Genomic DNA, 21,607 nt, shown 5'->3' on the forward strand with positions numbered 1-21,607 from the left:
TCATACACCTTTTCTGGCTGGAAGAACGCAAAATGGCTGAATCATGCCAGCTGCACAACTCAACCAACCCATCTGCAGACTTATATGCGCTGATGCACCAGTGAATCAGCGTTCATTCCGCTTTGGTTCCCTTCAAAATTATGTATTTTATAAACTAAAATGATTGGCACAGGGAATCACCAAATTGTCTACTGACATTACGTCATCGCCTGCACTGTCTATCGTTTTCGCTGATGCGGACACCCCACTTACATTTTCCGACAAACAATGTCCGACAAGCACTGTCAGTACTGACTTCGCTTCGACTTTCGTTAAAGTCCAGCATCTATGTAAATGGCTGGGGCGCCAGGAATCGAACCTGGGAATGCCGGAATCAAAATCCGGTGCCTTACCGCTTGGCGACGCCCCATTAAGAATTCAAACCACAACTCATATCTAGCAAAAGTACCGAACCGGCAGGTTTTACCCAAGATACTTTCTTCTGTCAACAGGTTAATTCGAATTCAAAGTCGACTAAAGTGGATGAACAGGGAACACCAGCCAATCATCCTGAGCCGCGAAGACATCTCCTGCCCGTCTCGCTGTTTCAAAGTCGTCAAAAACACCAAAAACCGTTGACCCGCTGCCTGACATCAGCGCCCCAAGAGCCCCCGCTGCAAGGAGCCGCTGTTTAATCTCTGCAATCACCGGATATTGTTGCAAAGTCACTGACTCCAGATCGTTATACAATGCCTTCTGGAGATCAATTTTAGTCACGACAGAAAACCTCGGAAGGTTAGCCAGTTCCCCCCCTTTTGTCAACCGTAAACTTCGGTAAACATCAGCTGTCGAGACAGTTATTCTTGGATTTATCAGCAGGTAGGCAACGGCCGGCAAAACAGGAAGAGGCTCAAGAGTGGTCCCCACCCCTGTCGCCCATGCCGGTTGCCCAAAGACAAAGAAAGGAACGTCAGCACCAAGCTCACCACCTAACGCCAACAACTGCGCGACACTGGCGGGACAACCTAACATCTCATTCAAGCCAAGCAACACTGTCGCAGCATCTGAAGAGCCGCCTCCTAAGCCCGCCGCAACCGGTATTTTTTTATCAATACAAATATCAACGCCAACGTCAATACCGGCCAGATCTAACAGTGCCCGTGCAGCCCGCGCTGCTATGTTCTCACCACCTGCGGGAAGATCAACCCCGGCACACTCAACACGCACCCCAAGCTCGTTACCAACACGAATACTGATAGTATCGTAAAGATCAACCCTTTGCATCGCCATAGCAAGTTCATGATACCCACTGGGCAATCGCCCTAGAACATGCAAACAAAGATTAATTTTAGCTGGTGCCTTAAAAGTTTTTTGCAAAATTCAAATAACTCCTTTTTTTCAAGAACACTCTGGAATAAACGACAAAGACAGTCAAGCCCATAAAGAGACAATCCCTGCCAACATTTAAACTATCGATACCCCAGTATTTTGACCATTTTCCACCAAATATGGCCTTTTTCAGCCATATGTTGCGGCGATCCATGGATGATAAAAAACGAAAGAAATTGATTAAAAGGCAAACCCATGCTATTTATGTGCGTATTAAACAAACATCATTCTAAAATGGCATTGTTATTGCTGATACCTACGGCAATTGCATCACGCACATCAACTGCCATAATTCTTTAGAAAAGCGAGGATAAAATGGTTAACCTTAATTTCAAAACATCAGTATAAAATCATGATGTTTATTTTCTATAAAATCGACAAGTTACATTATTTATACGCTCCATAGCATCACTTTCCATTAACCGTACAAAAGGAGGTTGTAAGATGAAAAACATTGTTAGGTTTTTCTCACTATTAATCGTGGCGTCTTTCACATTGGCCGTTCCGGCGATCGCTAAAGACCGCATCGTTTTTGGTGGTGGTCCAGCCGGTGGGACCTTTCAGACCGTTGCTAATGCCATTCAGGTTTATGGTCCCGTAAAAGCAATGGACTTCAGCCTGAAAGCACAATCTTCAGCTGGCTCGGTTGAGAATCTACGTAAAACTAATGCTGGCAGAATGGATTTCAGTGTTGTTTATTCCGGTCATGCTTATCTTGGAGCAAACGGTCTGATGAAAAACGATGCCAATAAATATGAAGACATAAGGGCCGTTTCCTTCCTCTACGGTGCACCTGCTCAGTTGGTGGTCCGTAAGGATTCCGGTATCAAATCAACCAAAGATCTAGCTGGCAAGAAAGTCGGGGTTGGCAATGCTGGCTCTGGCGCCTTTGCTAACTGTGAACTCTTCTTCAATCACATGGGCATTTGGGACAATATCGAGCGTAACGCCATGGGCTACAACGATGCAGCTGCAGCATTTGGTAACAATCAACTCGATGCTTTCTGGATCTTCGCCGGTCACCCAGTTGGTGCCATCATTATGGCTGCCCAAACCAACGATATTGATCTAATCAACCTTGGGGCTGATGCTGAAGCCGCCAGTTTCTTTAAAAAATATCCCTACTTTTCAAAGCTCAACATCCCCGCAGGAACCTACAAAGGAGTCGATGTTGAAACGCCAACCTTTCAAGATTCAGCTCTTTGGGTAGCCAACAAAGATGTTCCTGATGAGGTTGTCTATCAACTCCTCTCTGCCATCTACACTGACGAAGGGTTAGCACACATGGTTGCCCAAAAGAAAACCTTTAAAACCATGTCTATAAAAAGTGGTGTTGACGGTATTGTTACCCCAATGCATCCAGGTGCTATTAAGTTCTGGAAAGAGAAAGGCGTTCTCTAACCCCCTGACTCCTTTTAGATTTTCAAGCCAGAGCTAAACGCTCTGGCTTGAACTTTTACCGTGCATTCTTTTTAAACTCAGGATCAGAGACAACAAATAGTCACGTTTAACAATATATACCGTATCACTGGATGGAATCATCAAACTCAAACTCAATTGAGGTCTCTTGTGTACAATGAATTAAATCGATTTGAGCAGATTATGTTTGACATCTGCGCCCTATCCTTGCTGTTGTTCTACTCCTATGCCGCCATAATCTCTCCGGCATCGACCCAACTCCATCGGGGTGTTTACGTCATCATCACTTATCTCCTGGTTTTCCTGATATATAAGAGTAAATCAGTCTTGATGCGTATTGTCGACTACATCCTGATGATTGCTTCGGCTACAACCATCACCTATTGGATACTTAATTTCGAGGCAATCAATTACCGAACCGGGGCCGAAACGACAACAGACACATACATTGCCATGGTTGGTGTGCTTATCAGTATTGAACTGGCAAGAAGGGTAGTCGGTAATGTTTTTGTCATTATTGGTATTGCTATGTTGGCCTATGGGGTTTATGGCGATATCATGCCCGACCTTTTCTCTCATGCCGGGGCAACGTTCCCAGAACTTTGTGTTTCGATTTTTTACAAAAGCGACGGTATCTTCGGGATCATGGCCAATGTTTTGGCCACCTATATCATCCTCTTTGTTTTATTTGGCGCCTTCCTGGAAAAAAGTGGCGCACAGAAATTCTTTATCGACTTCCCACTGGCAGCCGTGGGGCATAAGGTTGGTGGTCCCGGCAAGGTTGCTATCATTGCCTCTGGTCTCTTCGGCTCCATTTCAGGAAGTGCCATCGCAAACGTTGTCTCAACTGGCGCATTTACGATACCGATGATGAAAAAGGCAGGCTTCAAACCACATGTAGCTGGTGGCATTGAGCCGGCCGCTTCAATTGGCGGAATGTTTATGCCACCCATCATGGGCGCTGGCGGATTTATCATGGCTGAACTCACTGGACAACCCTATTCGAGAATCATGCTTGTCGCACTGTTTCCTGCATTCATGTATTTTTTCAGTGTTTTTGTCATGGTTCACTATGTCGCCAAAAAAGACAATGTCATTGGTGAGAAGTCAGAACACAGTGCCATGGAAATTTTCAAAAAAGAGTGGTTCTATACAATCCCCCTCATCACGATTACAATTTTTATGCTCTATGGTTATTCTCCGGGCTACTCTGCAATTCTTGGATTGATTTCTTGTATTGTCATCTCCTGGGTTCGAAAAGAGACACGTATTGGACCAAAGCAATTCCTGGAAGCTGCTCGCAAAGGAACAGAGAGTAGTCTCAAGATTGGTGCCACCGTCGGCGTTATTGGCATCATCATCGGGGTATTAACTTACAGCGGTCTCGTCTTAACATTTGCAGATATCGTCATTGGCCTTGCTGGAGGATCGCTACTTTTAACTATCGCTTTGATTGCCTTAGCTTCTCTGGTCTTAGGTATGGGGGTTCCGGTTACAGCAGCCTACCTGATTACAGCTGTGGTTGCCGTCCCAGCCCTCACCCATCTGGGGGTCAATGAACTTGCAGCACATATGATTGTTTATTGGCTTTCCCAGGATTCCAACATTACACCACCAGTTTGTATCGCTGCCTTCGCTGGAGCGACTATCGCTGGTGCCAACATGTGGAAAACAGCATTTTCAGCATTCAAATTTGCAAAATTTCTTTACCTTGGCCCGCTACTATTCGGTTATGTTCCTGGCTTCGCCCTTAATGGTTCAGCAACGGACATCATTAAAGCCTTTATTTTTATCATCATTGGTACCTGGCTCTATTCTTACATCCTTAGTGGTATCTGGTTAAAAACCTGGCTAAGTTTTGGCAAAAACGAGACCGCCTAGACGATCAGCATTAGAAAACCGAAGGACAGAACCTCTAATTCTACAAACGGTTCTGCCCTTCGGTTAATTTTCACACAATTCTAAAACACCATCCTGAAAACCATAAATAACAATAACAATAACCGTAAATATAAAAAATAACTCGGTTATGAAGCCATGCATCAACCGCAACAAATAGGCCATTTTTCGCCACAGAATGCTAAGAATAGCCAGAAGAACCCCACCAACAAAACCCAAGCTGATGGCATCTAATCCTTAAGAGGCCGTTTTTACACACTTACAAACATGATTTTAAAAATGGCACCATCATTGCTAATCGTCCACTCGTAGTCGATTTAAAATGGTATTTGAATTTCCATGTAATGAATTTTTAAAACCATTTCAAATGTCACCATGGTGGTGACAATGCAAACTAATTTTATTAAGGAGAGAGCAATGAAGAGAAACAAACTAGTCCTTGCAGGACTGCTAGTAGCAGTGGCCTTTATGGCATCCGTTACGATTGCATCGGCAGCACCGATTGTCATCAAGTTTTCCCACGTTGTTGCAGAAAATACCCCTAAAGGACAGATGGCTAACAAATTTAAGCAACTGGTTGATGAACGCTTGGCGGGCAAGGTTGTTGTCGAAGTCTTCCCTAACTCTCAACTCTTTGGTGACAACAATGTTCTTGAAGCCATGCTTCTTGGTGATGTTCAGCTAGCGGCTCCATCCTTATCTAAATTTGAAAAGTACACCAAGTCGCTACAAATTTTTGACCTTCCCTTCCTCTTCAAAGATATGGAAGCGGTTGAAACCTTCCAACAAGGCCCTATTGGCCAGAAAATGTTGTCATCAATCAAGAAAAAAGGGCTTGTTGGCCTCGGTTACCTGCATAACGGCATGAAGCAATTATCAGCCAGTGATCCTCTACGTGTTCCTGCCGATGCCAAGAATAAAAAATTCAGAATCATGACTTCAGATGTTCTTGCAGCACAGTTTGAAGCTGTTGATGCAATGCCGCTGAAAAAGCCATTCTCTGAAGTTTTTACTCTGCTTCAGACCAAAGCGATCGACGGTCAGGAAAACACTTGGTCAAACATCTATTCAAAAAAATTCTATGAAGTTCAGCCCTACATCACCGAGACGAACCACGGTGTCCTCGATTATCTGCTCGTGACTTCTGCTGAATTCTGGATGGGACTTCCTGACGACATCCGCACTGAAATCAAGAACGCATTGGACGAAGCGACCTTGTTCGGTAATGAAGTTTCAGCACAGAAAGCGATTGCTGACCGTCAGAAAATCATCGATTCTAAACGTTCAGAAGTTCTCGTGCTGACTGACGCTGAGCGCGCTCTTTGGGTCGAAGCGATGAAACCTGTTTGGAAAAAGTTTGAAGGTCCAATTGGTAAAGAATATATCGAAGCTGCCGCCGCTATTTCTTACTAATATCCAATCTCTTGTTTTACACGGGTTTTGGTGACAAAACCCGTGTCATTTTATTCGTATGGTTTGAATGAGGTTTTCATATGTTTAGTCGGATAATAAACAGCATAGAAGAATCGGTCATTGCCTTACTTCTAGCAACGATGACTCTACTGGTTTTTGTCGAGGTCATTTTACGCTTCGGTTTTGGCATTGGCCTAATGTGGTCTCAAGAATTAACTTTGACCATCTCTGCCTGGATGGTTCTTTTCGGAGTTTCATATGGCATCAAAGTAGGCTCTCACATTGGCGTTGATGCTCTGGTTAAAATCATGCCGCCCACGGCACGTCGAATTATCAGTGGTATCTCCGTTGTTGCCTGCTTGGCATACTGTTCACTTTTTATTAAAGGTGCCTGGGTCTATCTTGCAAAAATGCATCTGATTGGCATTGAACTTGAGGATATGCCAATTCCAAAATGGATTGCTCATAGCATCCTCCTGATAGGTATGATCATGATTGCAATACGTCTATTAATTTTACTCTGGAATATCGTTATCGGTAAAACTGACGGGTTTAAACTTGCTGATGAAGCCAAAGATAGCATGCATCTAGCTGAGGAAACTAAAGCTGCAACGACTCAGGGAGGTAAATCAGCATGACAACTGGAGCACTCTTTCTCATTCTTCTGCTTTGCCTGCTGACAGGCATGCCGATTGCGTTTGCATTAGGATTGTCAAGTATCACCACAATACTTATCTTTTCCAATGACTCATTGGCTTCAATCGCGTTGAAACTGTTTGCATCACAATCAGAACACTACACCTTGCTGGCTATTCCGTTTTTCATTCTTTCATCGACTTTTTTGTCAACGGGTGGTGTTGCCAACAGAATTATTAATTTTGCCATTGATTGCGTTGGCTGGATTCGTGGGGGTCTAGCAATGGCTTCCGTTATGGCCTGTATGATTTTTGCCGCTGTTTCAGGGTCATCTCCAGCAACCGTCGCCGCAATCGGCTCTATTGTTATTGTCGGCATGGTTAAGGCGGGTTACCCTGAATCACTCGCTGCTGGAGTCATCACCAACGCCGGAACCCTAGGCATACTGATCCCACCTTCTATCGTTATGCTGGTATATGCTGCCGCGACAGAAGAGTCTGCAGCCAGATTATTTATGGCAGGTCTGGTTCCCGGTCTGCTCATGGGCATAATGTTGATGATCATCATCTACATCGTTGCCCGGGTCAAAGGACTCCCCGCACAACCATGGGTCGGATTTAAAAATCTTGCCAGATCAAGCATGAGTGCCGGCTGGGGTCTGATGATGATTGTTATCGTTCTCGGCTCCATCTATGGTGGTATCTGTAGCCCGACTGAAGCAGCAGCTATTTCTGCGGTCTATGCATTTTTTATTGCTATGTTTATTTACCGTGACATGGGCCCACTCAAAGGGATTCCATGGAAAGAAAATCACAATGACTCTATCGCCAAGATGATCTTCCGCAACTTGCAGTTGTCAGTTGTCGCCCTGCCAAAATCAATTTTTGACAAGGACCTCCACAAAGTTTTCCGCGATGCGTCCAAAGTTTCCATCATGTTGCTGTTTATTATTGGCAATGCGATGCTTTTCGCTCATGTTTTGACAACGGAACGGATTCCTCATCACATCGCTGAAATCATCGTCGGTTGGGGTCTCCCAGCTTGGGGTTTCCTCGTCGTGGTTAATATCCTGCTGCTGATGGCAGGAAACTTTATGGAACCCTCCGCTATTTTATTAATCATGGCACCAATCCTGTTTCCAATTGCAGTCAAACTTGGAATCGACCCGATCCACCTTGGTATTATCATGGTCGTCAACATGGAAATTGGTATGATCACTCCACCGGTGGGATTGAATCTATTCGTGACTGCGGGGATTACAGGGCACAATATAACCTGGGTTCTCAAAGCAGCATTACCATGGTTATTGGTGCTCCTGACTTTCTTGATCATGATCACCTACATTCCACAGATTTCATTGTGGCTACCTGAGTATATCGATCATCTTAAAGGTTATTAATTCATCTCAGTAACCTCACCATAAAAAAAGACCTCTCGTTTTCGAGAGGTCTTTTTTTACACCGGTTATATCGTTAAGCTAAAAGAGAGGCGCTAATGTTCCGCTGCGTCCTCTTTCTCCTTTTCTTCCTGCTTACGCTTATTTTTTTCGTCCTTTTTAGCTTTTTTAGCAAGCTCTTTCTGCCGTTTTTCAAAGCCATAATTCGGTTTTTTGGCCATCAATAGATCCTTTTAAGCAATGAGTTAAATGCACATAAATACAATTTTAAGCAGTCAACACCAACCCCGTTAACGTCCTCGCCCACCGGCAACCTGTTTATTGCCCGTTCGCGAACGCGGTTTAGGTTTATTCTTTTGTAACTTATTGCGAGTTGCAGGTTGAGCTGGTCGTCGTTGCGGTTGTGCAACCCTTTTCGGTGCAGGGACATCGTAATCAAAACCTGCGATCTGATGGCGATCAATCGGGGTCCCAAGAATTCGCTCAATAGAACGAACCATCAACTTGTCATCGTTACTGACCAGGGTAAATGCCTTACCTGTACGCGCAGCACGACCAGTTCGGCCAATCCTGTGAATATAAGCATCGACAGTGTCAGGCACATCAAAGTTAATGACGTGCGAAATCAAAGAGACATCGATACCCCGAGCGGCAATATCGGTTGCAACCAGAATCCGAAACTTACCATCACGAAAGCCATCCAGAGCAGACTGACGCCGTGACTGAGACAGGTTCCCTTGCAGTGAAGCGGCCCGATAACCACACTTACTAAGCTTTTCTCCGAGTCTTTTAGCGCGATGTTTCGTCCGGGTAAAAATCAGAACGGACTCCGTCTCTGTCTGCTCCAGTATTTTCAATAACAAATTTGTCTTCAAATGTTGAGGGACAGGATATAACGCATGGCTGACAGTTTCTGCCGGGGCGACGGTATCCACCTGTATGGTTTCGGGATTAGTCAGGAGTTCATGCGCGAGAGTACGAATCTCCTTTGACATCGTCGCAGAAAAAAGCAATGTCTGCCGTTTTATTGGCAGTGACTTCACAATTCTGCGAATATCGGGTAAAAAGCCCATGTCAAACATGCGATCGGCCTCATCAAGGACAAGCAGATCTAATTGCCGCAGATTAATCGTCCCCTGTTTAATATGATCCAGTAAGCGGCCTGGACAGGCAACAACAATTTCAACACCATTCCGAAGTTTGGTCACCTGTGGTTTAATACCGACCCCACCATACACCGTAAGGCTGCGCAAGCCGGTCTGTTGACCAAGAAGGTCGAGTGAGTTGTGAATCTGTTCCGCAAGTTCACGGGTGGGGGCAATGATAAGAGCACGGACGCAACCACGAGGACCGTTCATCAGTTGGTGCAGAATAGGCAACCCGAACGCCGCCGTCTTCCCTGTCCCTGTTTGCGCCAACCCCAAGACATCGCAACGTTGCATGATTTTAGGGATGGCCCGCTCCTGAATCGGAGTCGGATGGGTAAATCCTGCAGCAACAACCCCTGCGGAAATGGTGGGATGAAAGTTAAAATCGGTGAAATTCATATATTCCTTTATAGACAAGCCGGTCCGAATTATTTTTTTGACTGTAACGAAAGAATCGACACTACGGACAGGCTCAGAATAAAAAAGGCCCCGGTATATCCCGGAGCCTTGAAGAATGTCTTTTTCAATCTTGGAACAGTGGTATTCAAATACCCTCCGCTAACCATCGTATAAAGATAACGGATTTTTAATATTAACTGATACACGCAACTAATGTCAAGTTTCAAACGGGGCAATTACCGCTTCAGCTCCCTCGTTGCTTCACCAACGGATATTTAACGGCTTTTTCTAAGCACCTATTGAGAACAATACTAACAATGACAGGTCCCTTCACCACAGACGCCACAACGTTGACAATCGGGTGTACAGGGAGACGTCAGTTTTTGCTGCAGTGCCCGCTGATATTCGTGCCAGAGGTAACCCTTCTTCACTCCCTGATCAAGAATATCCCAAGGAAAAACTTCATCAGCTCCCCTCTCACGCGTCACATAAAAATCGAGGGACAAGCCACTCTTCTTGCATAACTGCTTCAGATTATCTCCTGCAGTTAATCGTGGTAGTAACGGCCCAATACGTCGATCAGCCCGCGACAAAAAGGTCTGTAATATCGCTGAGCGTATTGACTCATTATTCATGCGAGTGTTGGGAATATGTGAAATCGCAGCCTGCAACCTACGAATCTTCTTTTTCAGGCTGGTCCCAGGTTCCATTCCTGCCCATTGGAATGGCGTGAACGGTTTGGGAATAAATGGATTAACACTCAACGTTAAATTGCCGAGTTGTCCACGGATGCGGCCAGCTTCTCGCCAAATAACCGCAATTTTTTCCGTTAGATCAACGATCGCATCAATATCACTCTGCTGTTCTTCGGGGAAGCCTATAATGAAATAGAGCTTAAGATTCTTAATACCACCATCCGCCAACAACTGTACTGCCGCCAATATCTGCTCTTCACTAATCCCCTTATTAATAAAATCACGCAACCTCTGACTTCCTGCTTCAGGAGCTATAGCGACCGACCGGTGTCCAGCTTGGTTGATAATGGCAACCTCTGCCGGGGTTAAGGCATCAAGTCTGAGACTCGACATGGAGATCTGCCCATCGCGCTCCATGATCCCTTTTTGTAAATTCTCGATCTCTGAATAATCAGAAACCGCTGCGGCAACAAGACCGATGCGTTCTCGTTGACAGAGACCGACCTCAACCTGCTCAATAAGATTGTCCAAGCTTCGTTCACGCGGAGGAAGGTAGACAAACCCGGCCGCACAAAACCGACAACCGCGTGAACAACCACGCGAGATCTCGGTTAAAGCCATCGTGCCAAACTCAGTGTCACTCGTCTGCACAAAACTGCGACTCGCAGACTGATCCAAATCGGCTAAAAACTGCCTTGCAACTCTCGCAGGAGCACCAGCCTCAACATCGACTTGCGTAATTTCTCCGGTATGAGCATAAATTGGATGATAAAATCTTGGAACATAAATCCCAGGTAACTGCGCCATCTTTTGCAAACAATCGTCACGATCAAGGGATCTTTCCAGCAAGAGGTCAATAAGTCCGGACAACAGGGGTTCTGCTTCTCCAATCGCCACCAGGTCAACAATGTCTGCCAAAGGTTCAGGGTTGATAAAAGCACAGACACCACCAAACAGGATCAGCGGCCAGGAAGGGTCACGATCGGCAGACATCATGGGGATACCAGCCAGGTTCAAGATAGTAGGCAAATTCAGGTAATCATTCTCAAAAGAGATCGAAAAGGCAAGCAGATCAAAATCGCTTAAAGGACGCCCTGACTCAAGGGAAACAAGAGAACATCCAGGTTGCGCCAACTCTTCCTTATCAGGCAGAAAAAACCGCTCACACAGACAATCGTTGCGCTGATTCAAGAGGTGATACACAGTTAAAAACCCGAGATTACTCATGCCATGATGATAAGTATTCGGATAGATGAGGGCCACGCGGAAGCGACTTTGTTGCCACGAATGGAAGACTGTCCCCGTTTCTGCTTCAAGTCTCATTGTCTTACTGTTGCTATTTTTCCTCAATTTAAATCCTCAAAAACTCACAACCACCGGAAAAAAGCACAACGGAAGAAAAAGAGTTCACAAAAAGATGATCTCATCAGACTACTTAAGCAGCTTAGAAATAATCTCCTGATATTTTGTTTCGATGACGTGACGCTTCTTTTTCAGGGTATTCGTTAACTCTTCCCCCATCTTGAATTCCTTGTCGAGAAAATGAATATTTTGCAGTTTCTCAAACGGCTTAAAACCATTCTTGGCATGCAGCAAATGATTAATTTCGGCTTTAATACGACTGATATTTTGTTTGTCCATGATCCACTTATCGGTGGACTCATCTCCGGTATCAAACTTACTGCTAATGAAGGTACGTAACTGGTCAAAGTCGGGAACAATCAGCGCCCCCAACCCTTTTTTATCTTGACCGACCAATACCGCATCACTGACAAAAGGTAATTTAGTGATTGCCGATTCAATCCGGCTAGGATCGATATTCTCACCGCTGGCTAATACAATAATTTCTTTAGAGCGACCGGTAATAACAAGTTCACCAGTGAGAGTCAATTTCCCCAGATCGCCGGTCCTGAAAAATCCATCAGCGGTAAATGCCTTTTCGTTTTCCTCGTCATTGTCATAATAACCGGGAAAAACCTGTTCACCGCGCACCTCAATTCCACCAACTTCTCCAGCCGGCAACGGTTGTCCATTCTCATCAACAATTCGTAATTCAGTATGTTGAGTCGGCGGGCCCAGAGTTCCAAAAACATCACACAACACCGAGCGCCCCGCAATAGCTGGAGCACATTCGGTCATCCCATAGGCATTCACAATTCGGATTCCTATGGCATCAATCCATTCATCCAGATAAGGGGGCAAACTGCCACCACCACTGATCGCTAGGCGCAGACAACCACCAAATTTTTCCTGCACAAGTCGCATTTTCTTTTGCGCGAATCGGTTTAACGGCGCCAATAGCAACAACAGAATGAACGCCTTAATTTTATGACCAAGGCGTTGCAAGAGGGGAACTTTTGCGAACAGTGGCAATTGATTCTTTAACACACGCTGCTGATATTTATAGCGGGCAGAAACATTAACCAGAAATTTAAACACCCGTGCCTTACGGGGATCCTGTTTTTCCAGCGTCTGATTAATCTTACTGTACATTGATTCCCACAGGCGTGGCACTGTTGCAACAATTGTCGGTTGATATTTTTCAAGATCAGCCGCAAAAGTCCTCACCGAGGAATAAAAGATCTTACAACCTTTAGAGAGAGCTATATACTCTGTCGCACGCTCAAAAATATGCCAACTTGGGAGGATTGAAACCCAACGATCACTTTCCTCCAAAGCAATGAGATCGGGCATATTTAACACATTATACATAATATTTTTATGGGTCAGCAGAACCCCTTTTGGCATTCCAGTTGTCCCTGACGTATAAATTAAAGTGAAGACATCATCTAACGTAATGGCATAACGACGCGCAATAAACTTTTCTGTGTCCTCCGAACTGATCACTCTATTTTTGAGAATATCATTATAACTATACGTAGAATCAAACCAGCGGTGAGTTTTTTCTCCTTCAATGACAAAGATAGCTTTTAACTTTTTCAGTTTTTTTAGCATCTCTTCATGAGCTTTTAACAGTTGCTCGGTTTCAATGATTAAAAAATCACATTCGGCATGCTGCAAAATATATTCGAGCTCCATGGTCGAGGTGTCACTACCTCGGGGGATGCTGATAGCTCCAAGAGAGATCAAGGCAAAATCAGAAACAATCCAACCATAACGGTTGTCAGAAAGGAGCATCACCTTGCTCCCCTTACAAACCTTATGAGACATGAATGCTTTAGAGAGAATCAGAGCATCTTCAAATAACTTTTCATAAGTAACCTCAAATTCGGTATTACTTGAACGATAAACAAAAGCTGTTTTTTGAGCATAGTCACTGCTGCTGTTCAACAACATGTCGAACAGTGTCCCTTTTTCTAAGATTGTATCTGGCATTTGCAATAATCCTGAGCAAGAAATTGTGGTCAAAAATTTTTATCTTAATGTAGCATTCTATGCATTTTAATTCGATATTTTCCTCAACCGACAAAGGAAATAGCGAATTTTTTCCACCCTGTGTACAGTTCAGTACTCAAGTCATGATGAAGTGCAATCACTCCACAGACACAAACAGTCATGATTGTAAGGCAAAAGTCGGCAGAGCAGCAAAACAAACACCATCAGAACACAAAAAGGCATGTCGAAAATGATTCGACATGCCTCTATTTTTCATCTTTGCTGTGCTGTTTTTCTTCAGAATCAACTGTTATTACAACCTGTTGGCATCTTCTCCAGTCTTCTGGTCACACATTTATTCTGATTCTTTTTTATCCGTCTCCGTATCAAGAAGCAAACCACCAGCCATACCAATCAAGGCAAAGTTCGTAACCCCTTTGAAAGTCGATTTGGCCAGACGTTCCATCAACAAACGCCGTGTATTGACATTCGCCACCGGCTTAGTCATCGGCGTACAGGTGCTGGTCAACAAAGACATATCTCTCTCATTGCCATAATAACTCACATTAGGGCCAATTTTGACCTCCTCTGATTCTAAACCGACAGCTCCTTTTTTAATATACTTAGATACCTCAGAATCAGGATCTGACAAATCACCAAAGATCCGAGCTCCGGCCAGACAAGTCTGAACACAGGCAGGTTCTTTGCCAACAGCCAGACGTTCGACACAAAAGGTGCACTTATCCGCTTTGGGTTCATCACCCTCTTCATTGATATAACGTGCCCCATACGGACAGGCATCGGCACAAGCGCCGCAGCCCCAACATCCCTCTTTGTTGATCTGAACCGTTCCATCAAAGGGGTCTTTCCACGTCGCTGCGACCTCCATCGTCACTTCTTTTCCGGTTTTCTTGTCGACAAAAGTCCGCTTTTCGAGATCGTAAGGACAAGCTTCGACGCAGGAAGGTTCATCGCAGTGATTACACAACCCGGGATAATAGGTGGATGACAAGCCATGCGGTGTTTTCGCAGGCCCGAGACGGTCGACCCAGCAACGATGTTGTTCACGACCTTCTGAATCCTTGCCAACGGGAACTTCCCATTCAGCGCGGCAAGCAACAGAGCAAGCGTGACAACCGATGCACTTTTCTAAATCAATAACCATGGCATATTGACTCATGATTCCTCCATCATGTTATGAAATAAACTTTATTGGCTAATTATGCGGGAATATCCAGTATTTTTCCTTCTTTCACAATACGGACAAAACTGTTGCGCATCCCGTGTGTACCTGTCTCTGGATCAATGGTACGATTACTGATCAGTGCATTATCATCAATTCCCACATTTGCACCGACACTCAGCTGTGGATTACGGCTACCGTAACCATGGGAAGTGTAAATCACGTCCTTACGGATGCCGGGCGTAGTTTTCAAAATTGAAGTACCAGCACTTACAATCCCAACATCATTGACCAGCGCAACCTCATCGCCATCTTTGAGCCCCAGATGAACAGCGATTTCGTCATTAACCCAGACAGGATTACGCGGGATCTCATTGTGCAACCAGGCATTATTTTGAGTCCGGTTAAAGGAGTGAACCGGCACCCGCCCATAAACTAATCGAGCATACCCTTTCGGTGGCTGTGGAACCGGGACATAAGTCGGCGCTCCAGGGAATCCAGCCTCTTCAACATTGCTGTTATAAAAATCAACATCAAACGACACACCGTATGGATCTTCACCCGGCTGGAGATGGATACCATCTTCCTGTTGCAGTTGTTTCAACGACAACTCGGCGCCAGCAAGAATGGTTTCCACCATCTCTTCTGCAGACTTAACCGGGATATGTTCCGCGCAATTCATCCGTTTAGCCAGCTCATTGGTAATCCATACCGAATCCTTGCGTTCATGGTCTGCCGATGTTGGTGAGACCAAAGGAACTCGAGCTGAAATGTATTGTTGATGCGGCTGTGAGTAATCCCACTGCGTTCCTCTTTTGACGTAATCATAGCGTTCCAGATAGCTGGTCTCCGGCAACAGGATATCGGCATACATGGTAATATCTGTCGGCATGACATCACACACCATGACAAAATCCATCTGCTCGATCATCTTGATTGTCAGCCCTGGGTCAGGAATTGTTTGCATCGGGTTCTGTCCCCAGGCAATCATCCCTTTGATTGGGTACGGGTCGCCTGACACGGCTGTTTCACGAATCAGATCAGTTGGTGTTCCTGGGGGAGAAAAGGGGTGCATTTCACCTTGATAGTGTAAAGACTCCTCATGGGGATTCACCACGCGTGGCCAACCACATCGGCCGACTTTGGGATTCTTAGGTTTCACAAAGCCACCTTTGACACCAATTGTCCCAAGCAGCCCTGTCAGACACGCCAATCCACGCTCACGTTGAAAGTCGTTACCATTCCAGGTCGTATGTCGACCGGGGTGAATGGAGACATGAGGAGCATTTGCAGCCAATAGATCCGCAACCTGTTTGATCTGCTTAGCAGGAACATCACAGATATTTGCAGCCCACTCTAGACTTGCGTGGGAAATGCCTTCGACAAAATCATCGAAACCATAACCATAATCATCAACATATTCTTTGTCGTATTTTTCTTCTTTGACCAGATAATTCATGATCGCCACCAAAAAGGCGGTATCGGTACCGGGCTTAATTTGCACCCAGATGTCCGCTTTGGCTGCAGAGGCAGAAAAACGGGGATCAACGACAACCAGCTTGGCGCCATTTTCCAACCCTTTAAGATACTTTTTCAGATGCGAGACATGGACGTTTTCACCAAGATGGGTGCCAAGCATAAAAATTGCTTTGGCATTTGGCATATCGACTTCTTCACCTGCTGGTGTCCCTAAAGTATGAATATAAGCCATATCACGTGAGCCGCGACATTGGAAGAATGATGCCTCAGAATTGTTTGGCGTACCAATGACATACTCAAAAAATTCCATAGGATACTTAGCCGATGATCCATGCGGGAAAATCGCCAGTGATTTTTCATCGTATTTATCTATAATCGCATTCATCCGCGATGCACATTCGTCCAACGCCTCATCCCAGGAGATCCGTTTCCATACCGGTGCTCCGCGCTTACCGATATTCTTCAACGGATATTTCAAGCGATCGGGATCATAAAGTAATTTCACTCCAGCATTACCACGGGCACAGATACTTTTGCCATTATCAATACTTTTAGGATTACCCTCTAATTTAACGAGCTTTCCATCCCTGACTTTACCGACCATTTGGCAGCGCCAGAAACACATGCCACAGATGCCACCGGTGACAGTTTTTGTCCCCGCAAAACTGCCAGGGGCGGTATAGGGTGTACGCACAAAGACGTCCTCTGCCTTGGCCATCCGGGCAAAAGGGATCGCTGCTGCGGCACAACCGGCAGATTGTAAAAATTTACGTCGGGTCAAATTAATTGTCATGCTCATTGTCCTCCTTTGTGAAAAAATGTATCAGCTCGGCCATAATTCGGAAATACGGGTGACGGGTATTTGTCACAACACGGTCATGAAACAATTGAAACCAGGGTCGAAAATATATCGCCATAAACTGCTCGGATTCACACAGCTTACCGTCTTGCAATAAGAGAGACAAAAACCGCAACTCATGGTTTAAATGATCCGGGATATCATTCGGGCCACGCAAGTCAAAGCCCTGCTGGTGATAAAACCTTTTTGTTTTCTCGGCACTGGGGCCAAACAGAATACCTTCGGAATCGGTATAGACAGATCCATAAGGAGGGGCAACGATATGGGGAATAGCGTTGATAAACATGCGAGTGTATTCCACCTGCAATTCTACCATTCCCAGTTCAGAGAGAATGTGATCCTGGTGTGGCAAGGCTTCAAGGGCCTCATTCCACCCCAGTTCGTCAAGGATCGAATAAAGCAACTGCAAATGATCAACCGTCAACCAGTCGGGTTGAGGGTATTCCATCGACTGAGCCATAAACTTGAGCCACCCAGCTAAACGCAAAGCGACGGCATCATGTGATTCTGCTGCGGCACGACATTGGGCCATAAATATTCCCTGATATGAGGATAACGGGTTATAATTCGACAATGATGAAAGAGCGATTGTTCTTTCTTGTATAGCATTTAAGTTTTCGATTAATCAAATCTGTTTTTTAAATATGATCCCTGGTAATAATTTAAATAAATAATGTGAAACTGAAACGGTGCAGACGCGGTGGTCAAAAGTTGTGTCGGTTTACAGGAAGGCTTCGTTATAGGTTGTTCTGTCTGACAGTATGGATGATCAGCATAAAAAAAAGGGACCACAAAGTGGTCCCAGTGACGAGGGAGTCGTCGGGAATACATAAAAAAGTACAGAAAGCTGTACATCTGCCGGGCGGAGAACCGGCTTGCATCACAACATAAACGCTATTAACAACCTGGTTGCAACTTACAATCCAGAGTTTTTAGGGACGAGAAATGGCTGTCAGTCTACCCGTCGACGGAGAAAAGTGGGTATATCAAACTGTTCATCATCAACAAACAAATCTCGTGTTGTACTCGACAGATCACGGTTTCTCCGATTCATGGAAGAAATGGGCTGTTGATTACGAATATGGGTTGGCACATCGAGATCCTCGATTTTAGTGCTGATCTGGGATAACGTTTGCGACCGTTGATCGACGGCATCGACAATATTGGGTTTTTCCTCAAAAGCTTCACCAAATCCGGTGGCAATTGCAGTGATTTTTATTTTATCACCCAGACTTTCATCAATCACCAAACCGACGATAATATTGGCATCTTCATGAACTTTTTCGTGGATAATGGTTGAAGCCTCTTCAAATTCTTCCATTGTCATACTCGATGAGCCTGAGATATTGACCAACACTCCCATGGCACCAGAGATATCAACCTCTTCGAGCAACGGACTACTAATAGCATTATGCGCGGCTTCAGCTGCACGACGTTCCCCCTCAGCGACACCGATCCCCATCATGGCCATACCGTGATTACTCATGACTGTCCGGACATCTGCAAAGTCGACATTGATCAAACCTTCAGTTGTGATCAAATCAGAAATCCCTTGGACGGCCTGACGAAGAACATCATCAGCGGGTTTAAATGCATCGAGAATACTCATATGCTTTCCGGCCAAACCCAGCAAACGATCGTTGGGAACAACCACAAGAGAATCAACAACTTCACGCAGCTCAGCAATACCAGCCTCAGCTCGCTTCATCCGTTGACGACCTTCTCGGGTAAATGGTTTTGTTACCACTCCGACAGTCAAGGCCCCTGCTTCTTTAGCCGCTGCGGCGATAATTGGTGCAGCTCCAGTTCCTGTGCCGCCTCCCATGCCAGCAGCGACAAAAATCATGTCAGCACCTTCAAACATCTCAACTAATCGCTGCTTATCTTCTTCTGCGGCCTGGCGACCGATTTCGGGATTGGCCCCGGCTCCTAAACCTTTGGTCAGGTGCCCACCGAGCTGAACCTTCATAGAGGCATCACTGCGTCGTAACGCCTGCGCATCAGTATTCGCGGTCAGAAATTCTACACCTTCAACGTTGTTACGGATCATTGTATTTACAGCGTTACCACCACCGCCACCAACACCGATCACCTTAATTTTTGCTGCTTGATCCAATTCGGCTTCAAACTGGAACATGACTCCCTCTTGATTAGGCATAATGCCCTCCCTGATGTTGCGTTTTCGACTTCTCCGCGAACTCGAAAACTAGTTATATTCAAGTATACACAATTTACCAAAATTTCCTATATTTAACAAGTAATTATTGCATAATTAACTATTAAAAAAACTCGCTGAACCACTCTTTCATACGCTGTGAAACCCGCTCAAATACGTTCTTCTCACCGATCTTAAAGCTCTGTACCTGGGTGTTCATACTTCCATACTTCACCAAGCCGACTCCTGTCGCGTAGATCGGCGAGTTTACAACATCAACCAATCCGCCGATTCCTACAGGATTTCCACGTCTTACCGGAAGATTAAACACTTGCTCTGCCAGTTCTGGCATCCCCGGCAAAATGGCGCTACCGCCGGTTATAACAACTCCTGATGCAATTAAATCGCCATAGCCACTCTTGGTAATTTCCCGATTCACCAGTGAAAAAATTTCTTCCACTCGCGGTTCAAGGATTTCTGCTAACAGTTGTCGCGATAATATTCGTGATTCGCGTCCGCCGACCGATGGCACTTCAATGGTCTCATCTTTTCCGACCATTGAGGTCAAACAACAGCCGTAAGCCTGTTTAATTTTTTCAGCCTCTGCCATCGGGGTCCTGAGCCCAACCGCGATGTCATTGGTTAAGTGATCACCGCCGATCGAAAGGACAGACGTGTGCTTTATTGCTCCTTCTGAAAAGATTGCAATATCAGCCGTTCCGCCACCTATATCGACGAGTGCAACTCCTAACTCTTTTTCATCGGATGACAAAACCGCTTCACTGCTGGCCAACTGCTCCAACACAATATCTGCAACATCAGCTCCCGCGCGATTACAGCTTTTAATGATATTCTGCGCGCTGGCAACTGCTCCGGTGACGATATGAACCTTTGCTTCTAAGCGCACTCCGCTCATTCCCAGAGGTTCACGAATCCCATCCTGATCATCGATGATAAATTCCTGCGGCAGGATGTGCATAACTTCACGATCCATTGGGATCGCAATCGCCTTCGCTGCGTCAATCACCCGCTGCAAGTCTTCACTGGTCACTTCACGATTTTTAATCGCAATCACCCCTTGCGAATTTAATCCCTTGATGTGACCACCCGCAATTCCGGCATACACCGATTTAATTTCGCATCCAGCCATCAACTCTGCTTCGCGGATCGCTTTTTGGATTGCCGAGACAGTGCTTTCAATATTAATCACGACCCCTTTACGCAACCCCTTTGATGGGCTGGTTCCAATACCGACAACATCGAGACCGTCCTCTGTCATATTGCCGACAATACAGCAGATTTTTGTGGTCCCGATATCTAGCCCGACAATTAAATTTTCAGTTCGTTTACTCATGACACCCCCTTGGTATCAGCTTTGGCCATTTTTTTTCAGCCGTTCAATTCGCACAATCACTTTTTCATTAACGTTCAGATCGATATAGTCGAGCACCTGCAGTTTCGGTTGCAGTTGCGCATATATTTTTTCTAGGCGGTCTAACTTTTTACTATGTCCGGTGTAACCCAGCTTGACCTCTACTCCACCGGCCAAGGTATAAATTGAAAGTTGCCCTCCTGCTTCGTGGTGGATCTCCGACACTTGATCAATGCTAAACAGTTGCCGGTTCTTCAAATCATCCAGAAGTGCCACAATCTGACGTAAATATTGGGCATACTCCGCGTCGTGTTGCTGCGCCTTTTCCTGGTTAAAACCGGTCACGATAGGAAAGTCCAGATTGTCACCAGCGCCCAGAACCTTAAAGATTTCCCCCTGACTATCCAGGTAGTAGAGGTAACCAAGATTCACAATGGCAACGGGTTCTCGCTCTTGAAGAGTTATCACCACCTGGCGCGGAAAGATTCTTTGCACTTGCACTTCTTTAACCCATGGGTTTTCCTCAATCTTCTGACCAATCAACTGCAAATCAAGATGAAAGGTATTGACACCCATCTCAATGTCCGACAATGCCTCAATCTGTTCTTCACTCAAGCGTTGATTTCCCTGAACCCGAATCTGATCAATTCGGAACAAGTCAGATGTTAACAACAGTTGAGTCACAAAAAAGCCACCAACAATAATCAGAACAGCGCTGAATACTGTGGTCCCGACACGCAACGTCCGGCGCAACAGCTTGCGCCAATTCAGTGGCTTAGCCTGTTTATTCAGCTTATTCTGGCGCACTTTCCTGCTTTGTTTCTGATTTTTTTTCAGATCACGCATCGGC

General features: G+C 45.3%; 16 protein-coding genes and 1 tRNA gene. 5 read left to right on the forward strand and 12 right to left on the reverse strand.

Annotated features, from left to right (window positions below):
- Window positions 1-334: 334 nt before the first annotated feature.
- Window positions 335-409 (reverse strand) — tRNA-Gln (locus BLU87_RS07485).
- Between the two features lie 104 nt (window positions 410-513).
- Window positions 514-1,359 carry a 4-(cytidine 5'-diphospho)-2-C-methyl-D-erythritol kinase gene (gene ispE, locus BLU87_RS07490; RefSeq protein WP_092346310.1) on the reverse strand — a complete coding sequence of 282 codons (846 nt, stop codon included), beginning with the start codon at window positions 1,357-1,359 and terminating at the stop codon, window positions 514-516.
- A 453-nt stretch (window positions 1,360-1,812) separates the two neighbouring features.
- Here ispE and BLU87_RS07495 point away from each other — a divergent pair, with 453 nt between their 5' ends.
- From BLU87_RS07495 to BLU87_RS07515, 5 genes are all read left to right on the forward strand, one after another.
- Entirely contained in the window at window positions 1,813-2,769 is a 957-nt protein-coding gene (locus BLU87_RS07495; RefSeq protein ID WP_092346312.1) for a TAXI family TRAP transporter solute-binding subunit, read from the forward strand.
- A gap of 168 nt (window positions 2,770-2,937) precedes the next feature.
- Window positions 2,938-4,668 carry a TRAP transporter permease gene (locus BLU87_RS07500; RefSeq protein WP_092346314.1) on the forward strand — a complete coding sequence of 577 codons (1,731 nt, stop codon included), beginning with the start codon at window positions 2,938-2,940 and terminating at the stop codon, window positions 4,666-4,668.
- Between the two features lie 486 nt (window positions 4,669-5,154).
- Entirely contained in the window at window positions 5,155-6,099 is a 945-nt protein-coding gene (locus BLU87_RS07505) for a DctP family TRAP transporter solute-binding subunit (protein WP_092347025.1), read from the forward strand.
- Window positions 6,100-6,179: 80 nt separating this feature from the next.
- Window positions 6,180-6,737, forward strand: a complete 558-nt coding sequence (locus BLU87_RS07510; RefSeq protein ID WP_092346316.1) for a TRAP transporter small permease — start codon at window positions 6,180-6,182, stop codon at window positions 6,735-6,737.
- Window positions 6,734-8,134: a TRAP transporter large permease gene (locus tag BLU87_RS07515; protein WP_092346318.1), complete on the forward strand. Its 1,401-nt coding sequence runs from the start codon at window positions 6,734-6,736 to the stop codon at window positions 8,132-8,134. The genes BLU87_RS07510 and BLU87_RS07515 overlap by 4 nt, the downstream gene beginning before the upstream one ends.
- Window positions 8,135-8,226: 92 nt before the next feature.
- Here BLU87_RS07515 and BLU87_RS17790 read toward each other — a convergent pair whose 3' ends face one another.
- The 10 genes from BLU87_RS17790 to BLU87_RS07565 form a co-directional block, all read right to left on the reverse strand.
- Window positions 8,227-8,352, reverse strand: a complete 126-nt coding sequence (locus BLU87_RS17790; protein ID WP_281242519.1) for a hypothetical protein — start codon at window positions 8,350-8,352, stop codon at window positions 8,227-8,229.
- 69 nt (window positions 8,353-8,421) lie between these two features.
- A complete protein-coding gene (locus BLU87_RS07520; protein ID WP_092346320.1) occupies window positions 8,422-9,678 on the reverse strand; it encodes a DEAD/DEAH box helicase in 1,257 nt (418 codons plus the stop codon).
- Window positions 9,679-9,989: 311 nt separating this feature from the next.
- The gene (locus BLU87_RS07530; protein WP_092346324.1) at window positions 9,990-11,696 is read right to left on the reverse strand and encodes a radical SAM protein; all 1,707 of its coding nucleotides are present in this window, start codon (window positions 11,694-11,696) and stop codon (window positions 9,990-9,992) included.
- A gap of 108 nt (window positions 11,697-11,804) precedes the next feature.
- Entirely contained in the window at window positions 11,805-13,709 is a 1,905-nt protein-coding gene (locus BLU87_RS07535) for an AMP-dependent synthetase/ligase (RefSeq protein WP_092346326.1), read from the reverse strand.
- Between the two features lie 355 nt (window positions 13,710-14,064).
- Window positions 14,065-14,889: a 4Fe-4S dicluster domain-containing protein gene (locus BLU87_RS07540; protein WP_092346328.1), complete on the reverse strand. Its 825-nt coding sequence runs from the start codon at window positions 14,887-14,889 to the stop codon at window positions 14,065-14,067.
- A gap of 40 nt (window positions 14,890-14,929) precedes the next feature.
- Window positions 14,930-17,164, reverse strand: coding sequence for a molybdopterin-containing oxidoreductase family protein (locus tag BLU87_RS07545; protein WP_092346330.1), 2,235 nt, complete (start codon window positions 17,162-17,164; stop codon window positions 14,930-14,932).
- Window positions 17,154-17,762, reverse strand: coding sequence for a TorD/DmsD family molecular chaperone (locus tag BLU87_RS07550; protein WP_092346331.1), 609 nt, complete (start codon window positions 17,760-17,762; stop codon window positions 17,154-17,156). Before BLU87_RS07550 ends, BLU87_RS07545 begins: the two co-directional genes overlap by 11 nt.
- Window positions 17,763-18,182: 420 nt before the next feature.
- Window positions 18,183-19,367: a cell division protein FtsZ gene (ftsZ, locus tag BLU87_RS07555; RefSeq protein ID WP_092347028.1), complete on the reverse strand. Its 1,185-nt coding sequence runs from the start codon at window positions 19,365-19,367 to the stop codon at window positions 18,183-18,185.
- A 142-nt stretch (window positions 19,368-19,509) separates the two neighbouring features.
- Complete coding sequence (gene ftsA, locus BLU87_RS07560) at window positions 19,510-20,739, reverse strand: cell division protein FtsA (RefSeq protein ID WP_092346332.1); 1,230 nt, start codon at window positions 20,737-20,739, stop codon at window positions 19,510-19,512.
- Window positions 20,740-20,754: 15 nt separating this feature from the next.
- Entirely contained in the window at window positions 20,755-21,603 is an 849-nt protein-coding gene (locus tag BLU87_RS07565; RefSeq protein WP_092346334.1) for a cell division protein FtsQ/DivIB, read from the reverse strand.
- Between the last annotated feature and the right edge of the window lie 4 nt (window positions 21,604-21,607).

The sequence above is a fragment of the Desulfuromusa kysingii genome (genome assembly GCF_900107645.1).
In the GTDB taxonomy this organism is placed as follows: domain Bacteria; phylum Desulfobacterota; class Desulfuromonadia; order Desulfuromonadales; family Geopsychrobacteraceae; genus Desulfuromusa; species Desulfuromusa kysingii.

Bases quoted from the DNA above. Each gene is read 5' to 3' on its own strand.
- BLU87_RS07540 (WP_092346328.1), bottom strand. From the start codon at position 14,889: ATGAGTCAATATGCCATGGTTATTGATTTAGAAAAGTGCATCGGTTGT.
- BLU87_RS07550 (WP_092346331.1), bottom strand. From the start codon at position 17,762: ATGGCCCAATGTCGTGCCGCAGCAGAATCACATGATGCCGTCGCTTTG.
- BLU87_RS07530 (WP_092346324.1), bottom strand. From the start codon at position 11,696: ATGAGACTTGAAGCAGAAACGGGGACAGTCTTCCATTCGTGGCAACAA.
- BLU87_RS07495 (WP_092346312.1), top strand. From the start codon at position 1,813: ATGAAAAACATTGTTAGGTTTTTCTCACTATTAATCGTGGCGTCTTTC.
- BLU87_RS07510 (WP_092346316.1), top strand. From the start codon at position 6,180: ATGTTTAGTCGGATAATAAACAGCATAGAAGAATCGGTCATTGCCTTA.
- BLU87_RS07545 (WP_092346330.1), bottom strand. From the start codon at position 17,164: ATGACAATTAATTTGACCCGACGTAAATTTTTACAATCTGCCGGTTGT.
- BLU87_RS07505 (WP_092347025.1), top strand. From the start codon at position 5,155: ATGGCATCCGTTACGATTGCATCGGCAGCACCGATTGTCATCAAGTTT.
- BLU87_RS07515 (WP_092346318.1), top strand. From the start codon at position 6,734: ATGACAACTGGAGCACTCTTTCTCATTCTTCTGCTTTGCCTGCTGACA.
- BLU87_RS07520 (WP_092346320.1), bottom strand. From the start codon at position 9,678: ATGAATTTCACCGATTTTAACTTTCATCCCACCATTTCCGCAGGGGTT.
- BLU87_RS17790 (WP_281242519.1), bottom strand. From the start codon at position 8,352: ATGGCCAAAAAACCGAATTATGGCTTTGAAAAACGGCAGAAAGAGCTT.
- ftsZ (WP_092347028.1), bottom strand. From the start codon at position 19,367: ATGTTCCAGTTTGAAGCCGAATTGGATCAAGCAGCAAAAATTAAGGTG.
- ftsA (WP_092346332.1), bottom strand. From the start codon at position 20,739: ATGAGTAAACGAACTGAAAATTTAATTGTCGGGCTAGATATCGGGACC.
- BLU87_RS07565 (WP_092346334.1), bottom strand. From the start codon at position 21,603: ATGCGTGATCTGAAAAAAAATCAGAAACAAAGCAGGAAAGTGCGCCAG.
- BLU87_RS07535 (WP_092346326.1), bottom strand. From the start codon at position 13,709: ATGCCAGATACAATCTTAGAAAAAGGGACACTGTTCGACATGTTGTTG.